The sequence below is a fragment of the Nonomuraea glycinis genome (assembly GCF_035920485.1).
GTDB lineage: Bacteria > Actinomycetota > Actinomycetes > Streptosporangiales > Streptosporangiaceae > Nonomuraea > Nonomuraea glycinis.
This window is the reverse complement of record NZ_CP109166.1, coordinates 2,533,747-2,548,768: the sequence shown is the minus strand read 5'-3', so window position 1 is coordinate 2,548,768 and position 15,022 is coordinate 2,533,747. Positions and strand designations below refer to the sequence as shown.

Below are 15,022 nucleotides of genomic sequence, written 5' to 3'. Positions count from 1 at the left end.
GCCCGCCCGGCAGCACTCGCGTGGCCGCATTACAGCACGCCTCGACACGCTCGACAACGTCGCGTGAAACTTTCACACCGCAGCGTGAGAGCGCTGTGTGAGGGCGCTGTGGGGAAGCACTATGGGGAAGCGCTGTGGGAGCGCTCCCACGTCAGCGGGTCACGGCTGGCGGCGGGCCGCGGTGATCTCGGTGAGCCGGATCTCCAGCTCGTCGCGGCAGGCCGGGTCGAGCCTGCCTTCGCGTTCCCGGTCGGCCAGCTTGCGGCGCAGCCCGTCCAGGCCGGACTCCTCCTTGCCCGGCGTCACCAGGGAGCCGCGCAGCACCTGCTTGATGTCGAGGGCGACGTCGCCGCCGGTGGATCCGCAGACGCCGGGCCGCTCCAGCGTCGCGTGGAAGCCGTCGACGGCCTGCCGGACGGTGTGCACCTCGACCTGCACCCGCTCGGTGATCCGGTGGGAGGCGGTGACGGCGGGGACGGCGGAGGGGACGGCGGAAGGGACGGCGGAGGGGAGGGCGGAAGGGACGGCGGAAGGGACGGCGGAGGGGGTGGGCGCCGTCACCACGGGACCGAGCTCGCCCGGCGGATACTCCAGCCAGGTCAGGAGGGACAGGGCGAGCACGCCGGCCCCGGCCCCGGCTATCGCCAGGCCGCGTCGTACGCGCTTGCCGAGTTTGAGTGCGGCGGTGAGCGCGTCGGCGGCCGCGGCCGCCGAGGGCCGGCGGTCCGGGTCGTGGGCGAGGCAGCGCTGGCAGAGCGCCGCCACCGAGTGCGGCACCCCGGTCAGGCGCGGTGGCGGAGCGGTGCGGCGGGCCGCCTCAAGCTGCTCCCAGGTGGTCTCGGGGTATGGCGTACGGCCGGTGATCATGGCGAACAGCAGCACGCCGAGCGCGTAGACGTCGACGGCCGGATGGGTGGCCGCGCCGTCGAGCCGCTCCGGGGCGACGTAGGGAGGGGTGCCGCGGTCGTCGTCGGGGGTGCCGGCCCGAGCCGCGATCCCGAAGTCGAGCAGCTTCGGCCCGTCGGGCGTGAGCAGCACGTTCTCGGCGGTGACGTCCCGGTGGACCAGGCCACGGGCGTGCCCGGCGGCCAGGACCCGGGCCATGCGCACCCCGATGCTCGCGGCCTCGGGCCACGGCAGCGGGCCCTCGGCGATGCGCTCGGCCAGCGGCGTCCCGTCCAGCAGGGGCATCACGACGAAGGCCGCGACGGCGCCGTTCCTGGTCACGGCCTCGCCGTAGTCGTAGATCTCGATGGCGTCCGGATGGAGGAGCCGGGCGGCGGCGCGCGCCTCGGTGCGCGCGCGGGCGCGGTCGCCGAGCCCCGTCTGCAGGGACGAGGTCACCACCTTGACCGCCACCGTGCGCTGCAACGACTGGTCGAAGGCCCGCCAGATCACCGACATGCCGCCGGCGGCCAGCGGCTCCAGCAGGAGATATCTGCGGGCCAGGAGGTCCCCGGGTTCATGCCGAGTCACGGACGATCAGTTCCGTCGGGAGGATGGGGTCGATGCCGGTCGTACCGGACAGGAGCAGCCGGGTGGCGATCGTGGCGACCTCCTCGACGGGTTGTCGGACCGTGGTCAGTGCGGGATTGGTGCGCCTGGCGAGGGGCGCGTCGTCGAAGCCGATCACCGCGACGTCGGCGGGCACCCTGCGCCCGGCCCGGCGCAGCGCCTGGATCGCGCCCGCGGCCATCAGGTCGGAGGCGGCGAAGATCGCGTCGAGCCCGGGGGCGTGGCGGAGCAGCCACTGCGTGGCATGCGTGCCGGAGGCGGCGGTGAAGTCCCCGTAGGCGACGGGCACGTCGGCGACGCCCGCCTCGCGCAGCGTGCTCACCAGACCGTCGAGCCGCTCGCGGGCGGCGGGCAGCGAGGGCGGGCCGCCGATGGCGGCCACGGCCCGGCGGCCGGTCAGCAGCAGGTGCTCGGCCGCCTGCCGGCCGCCGTCGTAGTTGTCCACGTCGGTGTACGGGAGCTTGAGGTCGTGCGGCGGCCGGCCGATGTTGCGCACGGCGATGCCGGAGGTGCACAGCTTGATGGCCAGGGGGTGCCGCTCCCTGGCGCCGACCAGGAGCACCGCGCCGGACAGCGCGGGGAGGATGGAGGAGGTCGGGCTGACGGTCGTCACCATGAGGTGGGTGCCGTGCTCGGCGACGACGGCGCCGGTGGCCGCGAGGAGTCTGGCGTAGTACGGTTCAGTGAATAATCGCGGCAATTGGTCGCAGACGACCACGGTGACTCCGGTCGCGGTGCCGCTGGAGACAGAGCCTCTGGGTGCCCGTTGACGCACATAGCCCATCCGCGAGACCGCTTCGTAGACCTGGCGCCGGGTCGACGTGCTGACCCGCACCGAGCCGGTGAGGACTCGGGAGGCGGTCGCCGGAGAAACTCCGGCGGCCGCGGCGACCTGTGCAAGTGTGGGCTGCTCGGACATGCGTCAGCACCTCGCGACAGAGATCCTTGGGAGCGCTCCCACGTTACCAATGTTTCCGCGTCGTTAACAGGCCCACTTACGCGTAGTTAGCCCCCAGTAAGGGGATGATCCCCGGCCGCGAGGACCGGGGATCATGCTCGGACCTACTGGCCGCCGGGCGGATCCGCGAGGCGGAAGTCGTCGTCCCCCACGTCCGGCAGGCCATCGCGTTCCGCGCGGTCGTCACGCCGCGGCTGCACGGGCGCGCAGCCCTGACCGCAGCCGCCGAAGCGAGCCGAGTCGATCGGCGGGAACGGCGTCGCCGGGACTCCCTTCAGGGCCACCAGCATGGTGTCCTTGAAGATGGGGCCGGGCACGCTGGCGCCGAAGACCGAGCCGTAGTAGCGGCCGCCGATGGTGACGTTGTTCAGCTTGTACTTCTGCGAGCCGCGCGGGTCGCCGATGCTGACCGCACCCGCCAGATCGGGGGTGAACCCGGCGAACCAGGCCGTGGCCTGGGCGTCGGAGGTGCCGGTCTTGCCCGCCACGGGACGGCCGATGCCGCCGACCCCACGCATCGTGCCCTTGGTGAAGACGCCGGTCAGCACGTTGGCGGCGGCGTCGGCCACCTCCTTGTCCATCACCTGCTTGCACTTCGGCTGATACTTCTTGACCTTGCCGTAGCGGTCGGTGATCTGGGTGACGACCATGGGCTCGCAGTATTTGCCGCGGGCCGCGATGGCGGCGTAGGCGTTGGCGACGGTCACCGGGTCCATCTCGTTCGTGCCGAGCGTGAACGTGGAGAACTCCAGCAGCGCCAGGCCGTCGGCGCGCTTGATGCCCAGCGACTTGGCGGTCTTGATGGTGTCGCAGAGGCCGACCCGCTCCTCCAGCTTCATGAAGAAGGTGTTGACCGAGCCCCAGGTGCCCGTCTGCAGCGTCTTGAAGCCGCCCGACCCCTCGTCGTTGGTGACGGTGTGGGACGGGTCGCCGATGTTGTCGCCCTTGCAGTTCTTGAAGGTCGAGTAGAACGGCGCGCGGTAGCCGGCCCCCACCGAGAAGCCGTCGTTGACCTTCATGCCCTCCTTGAGGGCGGTGAGCAGGGTGAACGTCTTGAACGTCGAGCCCGGCTGGAAGCCGACGCCCCCGCCGTGCGCCGCGTCGGCCACCACGTTGTAGGACATCTCGTTCTTACGCTTGGAGTTGCCGTACTTGCGGCTGGCGGCCATCGCCTTGATCTGCCCGGTGCCGGGCTCCACCAGGGCCTCGGAGGCGACCGGGTGATCGGAGGCGAAGACGTGCTTCTTGATCGCGGCCTCGGCGGCCCTCTGCATCTTGGGGTCGAGCGTGGTCTTGATCGTGAGGCCGCCGCGGTTGAGGAGCTGGGCGCGCTGCTTCTTCGTCTTGGCGAAGACCGGGTTGCCGAGCACCTCCGCGCGCACGTACATGCAGTAGTACGGATAGTCGCTGGCCCCGCAACCACCGGGCAGCGCGGTGCCCTTGTAGCCCAGCTTCTCCTTCTTGGCCTCTTCGGCCTCCGCCGGCGTGATCTTATGGAGTTCGAGCATCCGGTTGAGCACCACGTTGCGCCGCTCGAGCAGCCGCTTCTGGTGGGCCTTGCCGAGGTTGGGGTCGGTCCTGTTGGGGTCCTGCACCGCGCCGGCCAAGGTGGCGGCCTGCGCCAGGCTGAGGTCGGCCGCGGGCACGCCGAAGAACCGCTTGGCCGCGGCCTCGATGCCGTTGGCCCCCGCCCCGAAGTAGGCGATGTTGAGGTACTTCTCAAGGATCTCGTCCTTGGTGTACTTCTTCTCGATCGCCATCGCGTAGCGCAGCTCGTTGAGCTTGCGGGCGTAGCTGGTCTCCAGGGCCTTGGCCTTCTCCTCCTCGGTGTCCGCGGAGTTGTACAGCACCTGCTTGACGTACTGCTGGGTGATGCTGGAGCCGCCCTGGGCGACGCCGCCCGCCGTGAAGTTCTTGGCCAGGGCGCGGATGGTGCCCTCGATGTCGATGGCGCCGTGCTCGTAGAAGCGGAAGTCCTCGATCGAGATGATGGCCGTCTTCATCACCTCGGACACGTCGGCCAGCGGGATGACCTCGCGGTACTCCTCGTAGAACTGGGCGATCTGGTTGCCCTTGGCGTCCAGGATCTCGGTCTTCTCCGCCAGCGGCGGCTCTTTCAGGTCCTCGGGCTTGAGGTTCAGGTCTTCTGACGCGGTGATGAACATCGCGCCGGCGCCGCCGATCGCCGGTAGCGCGATGGCCGCCGTCAGCACGCCCGCGGCGGCGGCCGCTCCCGCCAGTCGAAGGATGTTCGAACCACGGCTCATGTGATAGAACCTCCCTTTCACCGTAAGAACCGCTTCAAACCTTATAGGCACGGCGATTCAGCTGACTCCGTATAGGGGCGAATGCCGCAGTGGCGGACGTCACCCGGCAGACCAGGACGCCAGATCCGGTCAAGATACGGCACCGACCGCGGGTTTCCGGGAACCCCGGGAACTTGATGATCGTTTCAGGTACGGTCGCGAGCCGTACCTGAACGGAGAATATGCAGTGGTATTCAAAAGAATGCTGGGCGCCTTCGGCGTCGGAGCCCCCTCGGTGGACACCGTCCTCACCACGCCGCGGGTGCGGCCGGGTGGCACGCTGGCGGGGCAGGTGCGACTGAAGGGCGGCGAGTTCGACGCCGACATCGAGCACGTGACGCTGGGGCTGGTCGCCCGTGCCGAGGTGGAGCACGCGGAGGGCGAGCACAGCGGCGCGGCCGAGCTCTACCGGATGCGGGTCTCCGGCCCGTTCAAGCTCGCCAAGGGCGAGGACAAGGTCATCCCGTTCGAGACCCCCGTGTCGTGGGAGACGCCGATCAGCGAGGTGCAAGGGCAACCGCTGACCGGGATGGCGCTGGGTGTCCGCACCGAGCTGGCCATCGCCAAGGCCGTCGACAAGGGCGACCTGGACCCGATCTCGGTCGAGCCGCTGCCCTCGCAGGAGCGGGTGCTGGAGGCGTTCCTGGCGCTCGGCTTCACCTTCAAGTCGGCGGACCTGGAGGCGGGCCAGATCTACGGCGTCCGCCAGGAGCTGGCCTTCTACCAGGAGATCGAGTTCTACGGCCCGCCCGGACGGATCAAGGAGGCGGAGCTGACCTTCGTCACCGACGCCGACGGGATGGACATCGTCATCGAGGCGGACAAGCGGTCCGGGTACGGATCGAGTGACGCGATCGGCCGGTTCCGGGTCCGCCACGAGGAAGCGCTGCGGATGGACTGGGTCGCCGAGCTCGGCGACTGGCTGCGCAACCTGGAGCAGCACGGGCACGGCGGGCATCACGGCGGCCATCACGGCGAGCATCACCATCACGAGGAGCACCACCACCACGGCGGCGGCGGAATGGGCGGGGTGGGCGGCATGGTCGCGGCCGGCGCCCTGGGCGTGGCCGGCGGACTGGTCGCCGGCGAGATCATCGAAGAGGTGTTCGAGGGCGACGACGAGGGCGGGGACGGCGACTGGTAGCCGCCGTCCGCTTCGTCAGGCGTTGACCTGTTCGCCGTGCAGCAGCTCGGTGAACAGGTTCTCCCACATCGGCATCACGACGTCCGGCGCGTAGGCATGGGCGGCCGCGGCGGCCGCGGCGCCCATCTCCAGCCGCCGCCTCCGGTCGGACACGACCTCCTTGAGCGCGACGGCGAGCGCGTCGGGATCCCTCGGCGGTACCAGGATCCCGTCGACGCCGTCGGTCAGCACGTCACGCGGCCCGGTGGGACAGTCGAAGGCGACGATGGGCAGGGCGTGCGTCATGGCCTCGATCATCACCATCGGCAGCCCCTCGAACCGGGAGCTGAGCACGTAGACGGAGGAGGCGGCCAGCTCCTCGTCGAGGTGCTCGGTGCGGCCCATCAGCGCGATGTGGTCCTGCATGCCCAGCTCGTCGATCTTCGCGGACAGCTGGGCCTGCCTGGGGCCGGTGCCGAAGATGCGCAGCCGCCACTCCGGATGCTCCGCCACCACCTGGGCGAAGGCCGGGATGAGCAGGTCGAACCCCTTCTGGGGCACGAGCCGCCCGGCGGCGACCACGATCGGGTTGTCCTGCCTGGAGTGCTTCTGATCGACTTTGTGCACCGCGTTGGGAATCGGCACGATCTTGGACTTCGGCAGCAGCTCCTGGTATTCGAGCTGGTTGGTCCTGGTGAGCACGGCCACCGCGTCGAACCGGTCGTAGTAGCGGCCGATCTCCCGGCGGATGGTCTCCGGGTAGGCGTTCAGGTTCATGTGCTCCTGCGCCACCCGGATCACGCCCTTGCCGGCGCGGCGGGCCGAGATCAGGTTGAGCGCCGGCCGGGTGGTGACCAGGATGCCGTCATTCAGTCCGGCGACGTAGTCCATGACCGCCTTCTCCACCCGCTCGGTGAAGTAGTCGGCGGCGAACTCGCCCCGCGGCACCATCTTGCCCCGCACCCTGCGCCAGGCCTTGCGCCGCAGCGAGTCGGCCTGCCTGCCCTCGCGCTGGTCCACCAGCGTGCTGAGGCGGACGCTCGGATGGATGGCGAACTGCGGCTTGCCGCGCCGGCGCACCACACTGACGATCTCCACGTCGTGCCCGGCCCTGGCCATCGCGTTGGCCTGGTTGATCACCGTACGGATGGTGCCGCCCATGCCGTAGGCGTGCAGCATCAGGTAACGGATCTTCACGGCAGATACCCCCAGCTCCGGCTGATGGGCTTCAGCGACTCGGGGATCGACTCCGGGTCGGGGAGCTCACGGCCGGGCTGTACGGTGCCCGAACGGATCTTGTCTCGCCAGTCGCCCAGGCCCTTCTGGATGACCGTCTGCTCGCCGTACGAGAGCATCTGCGGCTCCCAGTCCAGGCCGAGGAACGCGCAGATCTCGCGGGTCACCCGCTCCGGATCGGCGCTGAGGTCTTCGTAGCGCACGGTCAGGCCGGGCAGCGCCGCCTTGGCCCGCTGTACGGCCTTCATGTAGCGCAGCGCGTCCAGCGCGGCCTCCTCCGGGGTGCGTTTGTCGGGGCTCGCCTCGTGCCAGGACGTCGCGATGGAGGCGGGGTGGCGCAGCAGGAAGACGAAGCGCGCGTCGGGCCAGCAGGTGGCGATGCGCTCGTGGGCGAAGGCGTTGGCGGGCGTCTTGTCCACGATGAACCGCTTGCCGCTGCGGTGCAGCTCCCGATGCAGCACCCGGTCCCAGAGAAGATGCTCAAGGTCGGCCTGGTTGTGACCGAGTGCCGCCATCGCCTTCTGTGCCAGGTTCGTGCCGAAGTCCACCCGCAGCCGCCGTACGTGAAGCTCGTGCGGGGCGTGCAGTGCCGAATGGGCGTTGAGTATCGCGCGCAGCAGGGTGGAGCCGGACCGCACCGGCGAGATGATGAAGACGGGTGCGGTCAGCAACCGGTCGGCCCGCGGGTCCGCGGGTGGCCGGACCTCGACGTCGCTCGGCTTGGCCGGGGTCGGCGCGGACGCCTTGACGATCCCCTGGTTCCCTACTCGGTGAATCTGGATTCCGGTGAACCTGACAAGCGCCTTGTTGATCTTACGCTGCCAGCTCATGCCGAGGGACACTACCCAGCGTTCCTGGTAGTTACCTGGCAGCCCAGGGCAGGTGGAGCAGGGTGCGGGAGGCGTCACGGTTTTGCGGCTTTCGAGGCGGATATCCTCGGGTGCATCGTGTCGCTGTACGGCCCGTCGCAAGACCCGTGGAGCCTCACGTCCTACCTGAGGAGCGGATCATCGTTGGCTGAGAGAAGCAATGACCCGGTCGTGGTGATCGGCCTCGGCCGGTTCGGCAGTTCACTGGCTCTCGAGCTCACCCGGCGCGGCACCGAGGTGCTGGCCATCGACAACCGGCCTAAGATCGTGCAGGGCCTCGCGGGGAACATCACCCACCTCGCCACCGCCGACGCCACCGACCTCGACGCGCTGCAGCAGCTCGGCGTGCCCGAGTTCTACCGGGCCGTGGTGGCGATCGGCGACCTCGAAGCCAGCATCCTGACCGCTTCGCTGCTGGTGGAGCTGGAGATCGACGACATCTGGGCCAAGGCGGTCAGCCAGCAGCACCGGCGCATCCTCAGCCGGGTCGGCGCCCATCACGTGGTGCTGCCCGAGCACGACATGGGGGAGCGCGTCGCCCACCTGGTGGGCGGGCGGCTGCTGGACTACATGGAGGTGGACGAGAACTTCGCGCTCATCAAGACCCGGCCGCCGAAGGAGTACGTCGGCCTCCCGCTGGGGGAGTCGGGGCTGCGGCGCAAGTACGGCGTCACGGTGGTGGCGGTCAAGAAGGAGAACGAGGAGTTCACCTACGCCACCGCCGACACCGAGCTGTCCTACGGCGACATCATCCTCGTCTCGGGCCGCACCGACCAGGTGGAACGCTTCGCCGACCTCAGCTGACCCGCCGACCTCGGCTGAGCCGCCTACCCTGGCTGAGCCCGCCGTCATCCGTCGGCCGTACGGCGTTCGCGTCGCCGTCACTCGCCGTTCCAAGCCGTCGATCTAGGGTTGCCCCTCGGAGCGCAGCCCCGCGACGGGAGGACCCCATGGCAGAGCGCCATCCCACCTCGGTGCCGTACCGGGCGGGCACGGACGGCTATCACACCTTCCGCATCCCGGCCGTCGTGGTGACGCGGGCGGGCACCGTGCTGGCCTTCGCGGAGGGACGGCACGGCTCGGCCGGCGACTCCGGCCACATCGACCTGGTGCTGAAGCGCTCGACCGACGGCGGCGGCACCTGGGGCGAGCTGCGGGTGGTCGCCGCGGAGCCACGCCAGGGCACCGTGGGCAACCCCGCACCGGTCGTGACCGCCGACGGCAGGATCATCCTGGTCTCGGTGCGGCAGGGCCCCGCGGCCACCGAGAAGAAGATCAGGCGCGGCGAGGTGGCCGCGGCCGACGGCCGCAGGGTGTACGTCCAGCACAGCGACGACGACGGGGTCACCTGGTCGGCGCCGCGCGAGATCACCGAGAGCGTGAAGCGGCCGGCCTGGCGCTGGTACGCGACCACCCCGGGACACGCCCTGCAGCTGCGCCACGGCTCGCACGCGGGCCGGATCGTGGTCCCCGCCAACCACTCCCTGCCGCCGGCCAAGGGCGACGACGGCACCGAGGGCCAGTACAACGGCGGCCACGCGCTGCTCAGCGACGACGGCGGCGAGAGCTGGCGGATCGGCTACGTCGACGACAACCCCGACGGGTACGTCAACGTCAACGAGACCACGGCCGCCGAGCTGCCCGACGGCCGCCTCTACCTCAACACCCGCACCGACTCCACCGCCCCCGGCACCCGGGCCGACGCCTACTCCCTGGACGGCGGACAGACCTTGGAGCTGCCCTTCCGCCCCCAGGCCGGACTCGTCTGCCCGGTGGTCGAAGGCAGCCTCCTGCACCGGGAGCCCGCCGGCCCGCTGCTGTTCTCGGCCCCCGCCGCCCCGGACGCCCGCGCCGTCCTGACCCTCCGGGCCAGCGACGACGACGGGCTCACCTGGCGTCCCGTGCACACGGTCTCCGGCCTGCCCGCCGCCTACTCGGACCTGACCGCGGTGGACGCGGGGACGATCGGGCTGCTGTACGAGACCGGCGACTTCGGGCCGTACGCCTCGATCGCCTTTCGCCGGATCGCGGCGGCGGAGCTCGCCTGAGCCGGTCACCGTGGTCGGGCTCGCCCGAAGCGGAGCTCGCCTGAGCCGGTCGTCGTGGTCGGGCTCGCTTGAAAGGGTGCGGGTGCGGCTCGGTCCCGCTGGTCGCAGGACCAGCCAGAGCGCGACGAGCACGTACGGCGCGGCGAGCACCGCCCGGCCGTGCGGTGTCCTTCAGCATGCGCAGGAGATGCCCGAGCGCGGGGCGGTCAGGTCATCGACAGGGCGCTGCTCGGCACCGGTGGCGGAGTCGTAGGTGTAGCCCTCGCGTGCCCAGTACTCGAAGCCGCCGAGCATCTCCTTGACCTGGTAGCCGAGTCGGGCGAAGGCCAGCGCCGCGCGGGTCGCGCCGTTGCAGCCGGGGCCCCAGCAGTAGGTGACCACGGTCTGGGCCGGGTCGATCAGCTGTGGTGCCAGGTCGGCGATCTGTGCGGTGGGGATGTGCAGGGCGCCGGGGATGTGGCCCTGGTCCCAGGCGGCATTGCTGCGGGTGTCGACCACCACAACGCTGGGTGCGCCGGATGCCAGATCGGCGTGGACGTCGGAGACGTCCGCCTCGAAGGCGAGGCGGGCGGCGTAGTGGGCGGCGGCCTCGGCCGGGGCGGCGGCGGGCACGCTCAGGACGGCGCCGGTGATCTCGGCGGAAGCGGTGGCAGACATGGGGTGCCTCATGTTCTTCGGGACGGGGTCCGGTGGACCGTGCCGGGTTTCCCCGGTCGGCGATGGCTCCATCCTCTGATTCCCCGGCCCGCCTCACGAGTGGCGCAAACGCCTCCGGTCATCAAGATTCCGCCAGCCGCGCCGGTCGTACGGGGTGACCGTCATGCGGGACGCGGGTGAACGTCTTGCGGTAGGCCGTCGGCGTCGTACGCATCTGACGGGTGAAGTGGTGCCGGTACGTCCCGGTGCTGTCGAAGCCGACCGCGGCGGCGACCTCGTCCACGGTGCCCTCGCCGGACTCGAGCAGCGGCAGGCTGGCAGCCACCCGCTGGGCGATGACCCAGCGCATGGGGCTCACGCCGTTGCGGCGGGTGAAGTGCCTCAAGTACGAGCGTTCCGACATGCACGCGGCCCGGGCCAGGGCGGGCACGGACAGCGGCGTGCGCAGATGACGCAGCGCCCAGTCCATGCTCTGCGTGACGCCGTCGTCCTCGTGGCCGATCTCTCCCACCGCCGCCTCGATGAACTGGGCCTGCCCGCCCTCGCGGTGCGGCGGAACGACGAAGCGCCGCGCCACCGCGTTGGCCACGGCCGCACCGTGATCGGCCCGGACCAGGTAGAGGCACAGGTCGATACCGGCCGCGCTGCCCGCGCTGGTGAGGACATCGCCGTTGTCGACGTACAGCACGTCGGGGTCGACCTCGATCCCGGGATGCCGTTCGGCAAGCGCGCGGGCGTAGCGCCAGTGGGTAGTGGCGCCCCGGCCGTCCAGCAGGCCGGTCGCGGCCAGCGCAAACGCCCCCGAGCAGATCGATACCAGGCGCGCCCCCCTCGCGTGGGCCCGCAGCAGCGCTTCCACCAGGGCGGGCGAGACCTCCGCCCCGGCCTTGGCCACCCCCGGCACGATCACCGTGTCCGCCGCGGTCAGCGCATCGAGCCCGTGCTCGGCGCGCAAGGTGAACCCGCCGACCGCCCGCAGATCCCGGCCGGGTTCCTCGGCGCACACCCGCAGCTCGTACCACGGCAGGTCTCCGAACTCGGGCCGGGACAGGCCGAAGACCTCCACCACCACGCCCAATTCGAAGGGCGCCATTCCATCGAAGGCCAGTACAGCCACCACATGGGTCTTCGCCATGGCTGGATCTTAACCATCACCAATATCCAGCCATGGTGGGCGCGGGCGGCCTTCCGCCGGATCGCGGCGGCGGAGCTCGCCTGAGTCAGTCGTCGTGGTCGGGGTCGTACGTGGTGGGCTCGGCCGGCAGGGTGTAGCGCTGCTCGATGAGCTCGGCCACCTGGCGGAGGCTGTCGTCCGGCTCATCCCGCTCCACCGCCGCGACCTCGTCGGCCAACTCGTCGTCACCCAGCTTGTCGCGGATCCAAGAGGAGTAGTCGCCCTGCCTGAGGTGGTGGGTCCAGGTGCCGTCGTCCACCCCTTCGGCGAGCTCGACGAACGTGTGCAGGTTGCGCGCACGCAGGCGCAGCCGCTCCTCGGGGCCGGTGAAGTAGAAGCTTTTGTCCTTCGACATGGTGCCGGCCGCGTACTTGCGGCGGTGCCTGGTGCGCTGTTGGCGAGCGGGCGCGATCCGCATCCGCTGGGCGGTGTCCGCGGCGGTCCGCCACAGGACGATCCCGTCGCCGTCGCCCTCGATGTCCGGAGCCGAGCGGCCGAGCGCGCCGGCGAAGGCCGACAGCGTGGAGCCCGGCTCCGGCCCGACCGCGATCACGCTGTCCACCAGGGTGAGCGCGGCGGGGCTCAGCGCCTCGGGATGCACGGTGATCATCAGCATCGAGCCGACCTCGCCCACGTCCTTGATCGGCACCTCCTGCAGCTCGGCCGGCATCAGATGGTGCGCCTCGTCCACCACGACCCAGTGCGGATGCCCCAGCCTGGCGCGCAGCGCGGTCAGCCGGGGCAGCAACTCGGTGAAGAACGCGGGCCGGTCCCGCAGCGGCAGCCCGATCATGTTCACCACCGCGCTGCGCTCCGGCGACTCCAGCAGCCGCAGCACCTCTTCCACGCTGGGCGGCCGGTCCGGCTCGCCGAGCACGGCCACGTCGGGGAACTCCGCGTAGTCGCCCTCCGGGTCGATCACCACGCACTGGTAGTCGTCCTCGACGAGTCGCTCGATCAGCGCCGTGGTGGCCGTGGACTTGCCGCTGCCCGACGGCCCCGCCACCACCAGGCCGGTCCCGTACGGCGAGAGCCGCACCTCCTCGTCGCCCTGCTTGTTCTCGTGACCGACCAGCACGTCATGGCGCGCCACCACGACCTCGTCGAGCTCACCCGACAGCAGCAGCGAGGCGAGCTGCTCGACCCCCTTGCCCGCGTCGTGGTCCAGCGGCAGGTCGCACTGCCGCCGCAGGGCCGGCACCGCGTTGGCGACCGCGGCCCCGCACTCGGCGGCGGTGAGGAAGGCGTGGTCGTTCTCCGCGTCACCGACCGCCACCACGTTGTGGCGGGACATCTGCAGCCGGACCAGCGCGGCGGCCAGCCCTGAGGCCTTGTTCACGCCCGGCGGCAGCACCATCACGGCGCCCTTGTTGCGGACTACCTGCAGCTCCAGCCCCAGCTCCCGGATCGCCTCGTGCACCTGCGCGTCGTACGGCTCCCGGGTGGCGACCACGACGGCGCCGACGCCGAGCGGGGTCGCCCCCTGAGCGCGTAGCCGCTCGACGAGCTCGGCCGGCGGGGCGTCGGCGAGCGGGTCCCTGCTGCGCTGCCCGGGGTCGTAGAGCAGCCCGCCGTTCTCGGCCACGACCAGGTCGAACAGGTCGGTGTGCGGGAAGACCGTCAGCAGGTCGTCGAGCTCCCGCCCGGTGACGAGGAGCAGCTTCCTGCCCGAGCGGGAGACTCGTTCGAGGGTCTTGACGGTGTGCTCGTCGACCTGGCCCAGGGTGGCCAGCGTGTCGTCGTAGTCACAGGCGAGCACGTGATATCTCATGGGCGGCCCGTACCCGAGGAACGTCGTGGTTCACGTCCCGCTCTTCGCGGGTGCGGGCCTTCGACGATCGACCTGGTCACGCCGTCGCAAAACCAGCCAGAGCGCGACGAGCACGTACGGCGCGGCGAGCACGGCGAAGCCCACGCCGTGGCCGGTCATCGACGAGACGGTGCCGTACCCGGCGTAGACGAACAGCGTGACCACGTTCGTGCCGAGGCCGGCCACCGAGGTCACCGTGGCGCGGCTCGGGCCCGTGATGCCGTCCTGCAGCCGGGCGTCGGCCACCACGCCGGACATCTGGAACAGCCCGAACGCCACCGCGATCGGCACGATCCCCGCCGGATGCCCGCTCAGCGCGCCGCCCGCCATGGCCAGCGCGGCCGCCACCAGCGTCACGGCCAGCCCGCGCTCCGTCAGCCGTCGCGCGGCCCCCGCCAGCAGCCCGCCGCCGGTGGCGCCGATCCACACGATGAGCACCAGCACTGGAATGCCGGTGGCGGCCACCCCCGCCTCCGTGCCGAGGAAGGGGACGTACTCTTCCAGAGCGCCCCAGATCGCCGTCACGACGGCGAGCAGGATCACGGCGCGCAGCACCCGCCGGTCCCCTCGCGCCTCGGCCAGCCCCGCCCTCATGGTCGCCCAGTAGCCGAGCTCATCCTCGGCGGTCGCGGTGGCGCGGTGTTCGCGGAAGGCCAGGGCAGTGGCCGAGCAGAGGAGGCAGGCCAGGACGCTGGCCGCGCCGACCGCGAGATAGCCGCCGGCGGCGAAGACCGGGATGGCCAGGGCGATGGCCAGCGCGTTCGCGACCAGCCCGACCGACGAGGCCCGGCCCATCACCTGGGCGTACCGCCCGGCCTGGCCGTGCCGGTCGAGGCTCTCGTACACCAGGGCTTCCATGGCGCCCGAGACGAGCGCGCCGCACGCGCCCCAGAGCACGAAGCCGACGGCGAAGGCCCAGTAGGACGGGAAGATCACCCACAGCGCGAAGCCCGTCGCGGCGAGCAGCTGACCCAGGCAGAGCAGCAGCCGCCTGGAGACGGTGTCCGCCCACGCGCCGGAGGGCACCTCCAGCACCATGCCGGTGACGGACCAGATGACGAACAGCGAGGTGATCTCGGCGACGGACAGCCCGGTGTCGGTGAACAGCAGCGCGTACACCGGGTAGAGCAGGACGAACTCATCGAGGAACGTGTAGACGTACAGCGTGCCGGCCAGCCGGTCCGCGGGCGCGCTGAAGACACGGGTGAGCGAGGACATGCGTGAGGCCTTCCGAAGGGAGGATCAGGGACTCCGAGCGCCTGTCGCCTCGGAGGCCCGCGTGCCCCGCGTCGGCCTCTGGTGATGCATCAATGTCGCCAGGTCATG

At 70.9% G+C, this 15,022-nt stretch carries 12 protein-coding genes; 3 read left to right on the top strand and 9 right to left on the bottom strand.

Annotated elements, in window-relative coordinates:
• Window positions 1-159: 159 nt before the first annotated feature.
• The 3 genes from OHA68_RS11705 to OHA68_RS11695 all read right to left on the bottom strand — a co-directional run bounded on the left by OHA68_RS11705 (window position 160) and on the right by OHA68_RS11695 (window position 4,740).
• Window positions 160-1,476 (bottom strand): serine/threonine-protein kinase, encoded by a 1,317-nt coding sequence (locus tag OHA68_RS11705; protein ID WP_327107661.1) that lies wholly within the window; start codon window positions 1,474-1,476, stop codon window positions 160-162.
• Entirely contained in the window at window positions 1,463-2,434 is a 972-nt protein-coding gene (locus OHA68_RS11700; RefSeq protein WP_327107660.1) for a LacI family DNA-binding transcriptional regulator, read from the bottom strand. Before OHA68_RS11700 ends, OHA68_RS11705 begins: the two co-directional genes overlap by 14 nt.
• A 143-nt stretch (window positions 2,435-2,577) precedes the next feature.
• Window positions 2,578-4,740 (bottom strand): transglycosylase domain-containing protein, encoded by a 2,163-nt coding sequence (locus OHA68_RS11695; protein ID WP_327107659.1) that lies wholly within the window; start codon window positions 4,738-4,740, stop codon window positions 2,578-2,580.
• Between the two features lie 226 nt (window positions 4,741-4,966).
• On the opposite strand from OHA68_RS11695, the gene OHA68_RS11690 reads away from it, so the two are divergent.
• On the top strand, window positions 4,967-5,923 hold the full coding sequence (locus OHA68_RS11690) for a sporulation protein (protein ID WP_327107658.1): 957 nt from the start codon (window positions 4,967-4,969) through the stop codon (window positions 5,921-5,923).
• Window positions 5,924-5,938: 15 nt separating this feature from the next.
• Here OHA68_RS11690 and OHA68_RS11685 read toward each other — a convergent pair whose 3' ends face one another.
• On the bottom strand, window positions 5,939-7,099 hold the full coding sequence (locus tag OHA68_RS11685) for a glycosyltransferase family 4 protein (protein ID WP_327107657.1): 1,161 nt from the start codon (window positions 7,097-7,099) through the stop codon (window positions 5,939-5,941).
• The gene (locus OHA68_RS11680; protein WP_327107656.1) at window positions 7,096-7,968 is read right to left on the bottom strand and encodes a sulfotransferase family protein; all 873 of its coding nucleotides are present in this window, start codon (window positions 7,966-7,968) and stop codon (window positions 7,096-7,098) included. Before OHA68_RS11680 ends, OHA68_RS11685 begins: the two co-directional genes overlap by 4 nt.
• Window positions 7,969-8,151: 183 nt before the next feature.
• Between OHA68_RS11680 and OHA68_RS11675 the strand changes: the two genes are divergently transcribed.
• Complete coding sequence (locus tag OHA68_RS11675; protein WP_327107655.1) at window positions 8,152-8,811, top strand: potassium channel family protein; 660 nt, start codon at window positions 8,152-8,154, stop codon at window positions 8,809-8,811.
• Between the two features lie 146 nt (window positions 8,812-8,957).
• A complete protein-coding gene (locus tag OHA68_RS11670; RefSeq protein WP_327107654.1) occupies window positions 8,958-10,055 on the top strand; it encodes a sialidase family protein in 1,098 nt (365 codons plus the stop codon).
• A 171-nt stretch (window positions 10,056-10,226) separates the two neighbouring features.
• On the opposite strand, the gene OHA68_RS11665 is transcribed toward OHA68_RS11670, so the two are convergent.
• From OHA68_RS11665 to OHA68_RS11650, 4 genes are all read right to left on the bottom strand, one after another.
• Window positions 10,227-10,712, bottom strand: a complete 486-nt coding sequence (locus OHA68_RS11665; RefSeq protein WP_327107653.1) for a rhodanese-like domain-containing protein — start codon at window positions 10,710-10,712, stop codon at window positions 10,227-10,229.
• Between the two features lie 121 nt (window positions 10,713-10,833).
• Window positions 10,834-11,847 carry a helix-turn-helix domain-containing protein gene (locus OHA68_RS11660; protein WP_327107652.1) on the bottom strand — a complete coding sequence of 338 codons (1,014 nt, stop codon included), beginning with the start codon at window positions 11,845-11,847 and terminating at the stop codon, window positions 10,834-10,836.
• Window positions 11,848-11,932: 85 nt separating this feature from the next.
• A complete protein-coding gene (locus OHA68_RS11655) occupies window positions 11,933-13,657 on the bottom strand; it encodes an HAD-IIB family hydrolase (protein ID WP_327107651.1) in 1,725 nt (574 codons plus the stop codon).
• Window positions 13,658-13,687: 30 nt separating this feature from the next.
• Window positions 13,688-14,914 (bottom strand): MFS transporter, encoded by a 1,227-nt coding sequence (locus OHA68_RS11650; protein ID WP_327107650.1) that lies wholly within the window; start codon window positions 14,912-14,914, stop codon window positions 13,688-13,690.
• Window positions 14,915-15,022: the final 108 nt, after the last annotated feature.

What these genes read in the sequence shown, in the direction of transcription:
- OHA68_RS11700 (WP_327107660.1), bottom strand. Translation starts at nt 2,434, where the DNA reads ATGTCCGAGCAGCCCACACTTGCACAGGTCGCCGCGGCCGCCGGAGTT.
- OHA68_RS11695 (WP_327107659.1), bottom strand. Translation starts at nt 4,740, where the DNA reads ATGAGCCGTGGTTCGAACATCCTTCGACTGGCGGGAGCGGCCGCCGCC.
- OHA68_RS11680 (WP_327107656.1), bottom strand. Translation starts at nt 7,968, where the DNA reads ATGAGCTGGCAGCGTAAGATCAACAAGGCGCTTGTCAGGTTCACCGGA.
- OHA68_RS11670 (WP_327107654.1), top strand. Translation starts at nt 8,958, where the DNA reads ATGGCAGAGCGCCATCCCACCTCGGTGCCGTACCGGGCGGGCACGGAC.
- OHA68_RS11665 (WP_327107653.1), bottom strand. Translation starts at nt 10,712, where the DNA reads ATGTCTGCCACCGCTTCCGCCGAGATCACCGGCGCCGTCCTGAGCGTG.
- OHA68_RS11660 (WP_327107652.1), bottom strand. Translation starts at nt 11,847, where the DNA reads ATGGCGAAGACCCATGTGGTGGCTGTACTGGCCTTCGATGGAATGGCG.
- OHA68_RS11655 (WP_327107651.1), bottom strand. Translation starts at nt 13,657, where the DNA reads ATGAGATATCACGTGCTCGCCTGTGACTACGACGACACGCTGGCCACC.
- OHA68_RS11650 (WP_327107650.1), bottom strand. Translation starts at nt 14,914, where the DNA reads ATGTCCTCGCTCACCCGTGTCTTCAGCGCGCCCGCGGACCGGCTGGCC.